Source organism: Carboxylicivirga sp. M1479 (genome assembly GCF_007097485.1).
GTDB lineage: Bacteria > Bacteroidota > Bacteroidia > Bacteroidales > Marinilabiliaceae > Carboxylicivirga.
This window is the reverse complement of the sequence record NZ_VKDE01000065.1, coordinates 1-3,491: the sequence shown is the minus strand read 5'-3', so window position 1 is coordinate 3,491 and position 3,491 is coordinate 1. Positions and strand designations below refer to the sequence as shown.

General features: G+C 38.3%; 5 protein-coding genes and 1 rRNA gene. 4 read left to right on the top strand and 2 right to left on the bottom strand.

What is annotated here, in order from left to right:
• Window positions 1-182: hypothetical protein (locus FNN09_RS21405; protein ID WP_221932554.1), on the bottom strand; the 182-nt coding region annotated here is incomplete at its 3' end.
• Between the two features lie 708 nt (window positions 183-890).
• On the opposite strand from FNN09_RS21405, the gene FNN09_RS21510 reads away from it, so the two are divergent.
• From FNN09_RS21510 to FNN09_RS20690, 4 genes are all read left to right on the top strand, one after another.
• On the top strand, window positions 891-1,160 hold the full coding sequence (locus FNN09_RS21510; RefSeq protein WP_255434212.1) for a hypothetical protein: 270 nt from the start codon (window positions 891-893) through the stop codon (window positions 1,158-1,160).
• Window positions 1,112-1,813 carry a transposase gene (locus FNN09_RS20700; protein ID WP_367275719.1) on the top strand — a complete coding sequence of 234 codons (702 nt, stop codon included), beginning with the start codon at window positions 1,112-1,114 and terminating at the stop codon, window positions 1,811-1,813. Before FNN09_RS21510 ends, FNN09_RS20700 begins: the two co-directional genes overlap by 49 nt.
• A gap of 279 nt (window positions 1,814-2,092) precedes the next feature.
• The gene (locus tag FNN09_RS21400) at window positions 2,093-2,284 is read left to right on the top strand and encodes a hypothetical protein (protein ID WP_221932553.1); all 192 of its coding nucleotides are present in this window, start codon (window positions 2,093-2,095) and stop codon (window positions 2,282-2,284) included.
• The gene (locus FNN09_RS20690) at window positions 2,250-3,260 is read left to right on the top strand and encodes a transposase (protein ID WP_143304397.1); all 1,011 of its coding nucleotides are present in this window, start codon (window positions 2,250-2,252) and stop codon (window positions 3,258-3,260) included. The genes FNN09_RS21400 and FNN09_RS20690 overlap by 35 nt, the downstream gene beginning before the upstream one ends.
• Before the next feature lie 112 nt (window positions 3,261-3,372).
• Here FNN09_RS20690 and rrf read toward each other — a convergent pair.
• Window positions 3,373-3,483: ribosomal RNA gene (gene rrf, locus FNN09_RS20685) — 5S ribosomal RNA — on the bottom strand.
• Between the last annotated feature and the right edge of the window lie 8 nt (window positions 3,484-3,491).

Genomic DNA, 3,491 nt, shown 5'->3' with positions numbered 1-3,491 from the left:
ATTTTCCGGAAGTGTAATTCCAACTGTTTCAACAGTCTAAAATCATTAACGTTAACTCCTCTCGTTTGAAGAGCGGCTGCAAAGGTAAGTCTTATTTTTAATTCAGCAAATAAAAAATGTATTTTTTGAATCTTTTTTTTTGAAGCGAAATTCAAGTTACAAACTATCTTTTCTTTTGTCAAAAAATCAACTTACTCAACATGTCTTTTAGGCCTCGTTTCCCTTGCCTAGTGCGCCTTTCAGAGTAACCATTGTTTCTCAAAGCGGGTGCAAAATAACGGAGTTTAATTCAAACCTCCAAATCTAAAAACATCTTTTTTTGTGGTGCGTTTCTTCCAACAAGCTTTATGGGCTGATTTGGTGCGGTTTGATGGTAGAATATTTTTTGAGAGAAAGTGAGATAATGTAGTACATTGTGAATAATAGACAAAACCTGGGTCTAAATTAAAATGATGGCATTTTTGTGTCGATTATGAAGAACGATATTAACAGCACTTTATTAGAACTGATCTTACGCCAGGGTATCTTAGACTAAGATACAATTGTAGATTTTAAACAAAGTGAAACGTGGTCAGTATGTTTATGACAAAACCCTAACAATCTACTAGGAAGAAAAGGATGTTATACCAGGAGAGTATAAGGTTTATAAGTATAAGAACAGCGGCTTTGTGGAGCCACGGCTGATTAAAGATTGTCCCAATCGCAGCATGTTAGTTACACTGAGTATTAAAAGGCGACGGTGGATGTTGAGATGGATGGTCAGATTAAGAAGGTAAGTAGAAACTGGGATATTATATCACAGGTTACTCTCATGAGCGTAGAGTATGCTGCTTTTTTAAAAGAGATTAGTCGACACTAATGCTATCAACTACCAAAGTCTGAAAACCTATTTGGGCGTTAAGGGGCGTAATTTTCAGCGGCAATACAAAGATAAGTTAAGTGATTACCATAGCTGGAAACAAGGTATACATGCGGAGCACCAAAAGAACTTGGGTCCATACCTTTCCATAGACGAAACAGCTCTGTCGAATGGCGAACGTTACAACATGATCACCAACAAAGCTCGTAAAGGGCAAAACGGCGCTATTGTTGGTATGTTTATAGGCACGCAATCAACAAACTCATACATAAAAATTACCCAGGTCACCAGCGTAAGGTAGTTCGGGAGGTAACTCTTGATATGGCGGGTAGTATGAACTTGATTATTAAAAAGGGTTTTCCACGTGCCAAACGTATTACCGATCGATTTCATGTACAAAAGCTAGCCTACGAAGCCGTTCAAGGTATTCGTATTAAACACAGGTGGGATACAATGGATATTGAAAATAAAGTTTATAAACAAGCGAAACAACAAGGTATCGATTATGTTTCTGAAGTGTTGTCTAATGGAGACACACTCTGTCAATTGCTTGCCAGAAGCAGACACCTACTCTTTAAACCTGAGGAACGATGGACCGATTCTCAATGGCAAAGAGCGCAAGTATTATTTGAACTATATCCAGATATTGAGAATGCATACAGGCTTTCTTATCAGCTCTATAAAATATACAATCGCCATTTAACTCCTGATGTAGCCAGAACCCGGTTAGCGCATTGGTTTTACGAAAAAGAGCAATCAGGCTTTAGTGCTTTTACCACAATAAGACGCACTTTTGAAACACATCATGATACCATTATTAATTATTTCAATAGTAGAAGTACCAATGCAACCGCAGAATCATTCAATGCTAAAATCAAGGAATTTCATCGGCAGTTTAGAGGAGTAAGTGATGTGAAGTTTTTCTTGTATAGACTCTGCAAAATTTATGCTTAGACCCAGAAATTGTATGTGATCCCATATATCGGATCACGCACAAAAGTTGGGTCTAAATTAAAATGATGCGATCTTTGTGTCGATTATGAAAAACGATATTAACAGCGCTTTATTAGAACTGATCCTACCACAGGGTATATTAGATTATTTTAAAATTGTAGATTTTGAGCAAAGTGATAGTGGTCAGTATGTTTATGACAAAAACCTGACAATCTACTTGGAGGAAAAGGACGTTATACCCGAAGAATATAAGACTTTCAGGTATAAGAACAGTGTTTTATGGAGCCGCGCTTGATTAATGACTGCCCCATTCGCAGTATGTTGGTTACACTAAGTGTTAAACGGCGACGGTGGGATGTTGAGATAGATGGTCAGATGAAGAAAGTCAGTAGAAACTGGGATATTGTAGCACAGGGTACTCGCATGAGCACAGAGTATGCTGTTTTTTTTAAAGAGATTAGTCGATACTAACGCTATCAGCTGCCAAAGTCTGGAAACCTATTTAGGCGTTAAGGGGCGTGTTTTTCAGCGTCAATACAAAGATAAATTAAGTGACTACCATAGCTGGAAGCAAGGCAATCATGCGGAGCAATACATCGTTTACCCAAAGAACTTGGGTCCCTGCCTTACCATAGATGAAACAGCTCTGTCGAATGGCGAACTTTATACCATCATCACCAATAAAGCTCGTAAAGGGCAAAAAGGTGCTATTGTTGGTATGTTTAAAGGCACCCAGTCTGCAGAAATCATCAAGCTAATACTTAAAAATTACCTAGCTCATCAGCGAAAGATAGTTCGAGAAGTAACGCTTGATATGGCGGGTAGTATGAACTTGATTATTAAAAAGTGCTTTCCAGGTGCCAAACGAGTTACCGATCGATTTCACGTACAAAAGCTAGCCTACGAAGCCGTTCAGGATATTCGCATTAAACACAGATGGGAAACATTGGATATGGAAAATAAAGCCTATAAACAGGTAAAAGAACAAGGTGTCGATTATGTTCCTGAGATTTTGTCCAATGGAGACACACGCCGTCAATTGCTTGCCAGAAGCAGATACCTACTCTTTAAACCTGAGGAAAGATGGACCGACTCTCAATGGCAAAGAGCGCAAATATTATTTGAATTATATCCAGATATTGAGAAAGCATACAAGCTTTCTTATCAACTCTACGAAATATACAATCGCCATTTAACTCCTGATGTAGCAAGAACCAGGCTAGCACATTGGTTTAACGAAATAGAGCAATCAGGCTTTAATGCTTTTGCCACAATAAGACGCACCTTTGAAACATATCACGATACCATTATCAACTATTTTAATGGCAGAAGCACCAATGCAGCCGCAGAATCATTTAATGCTAAAATCAATGAATTTCGTCGGCAGTTTAGAGGTGTGAGCGATGTGAAGTTTTTCCTGTATAGACTCTGTAAAATTTATGCCTAGACCCAGAATTTGGTTCTGATCCCTTAGTTCCCTTATATCGTAATTTAATTATTCTAATACGTATAAACTCAAAAAATCCGATACTCAAAATGAATATCGGATTTCTCTAAAAAAAAGGCGGCGACCTACTCTCCCACTTCTACGCAGTACCATCGGCGCTATCAGGCTTAACTTCTCTGTTCGGAATGGGAAGAGGTGGAACCCTGATGCAATAACCACCTAAATATTGTT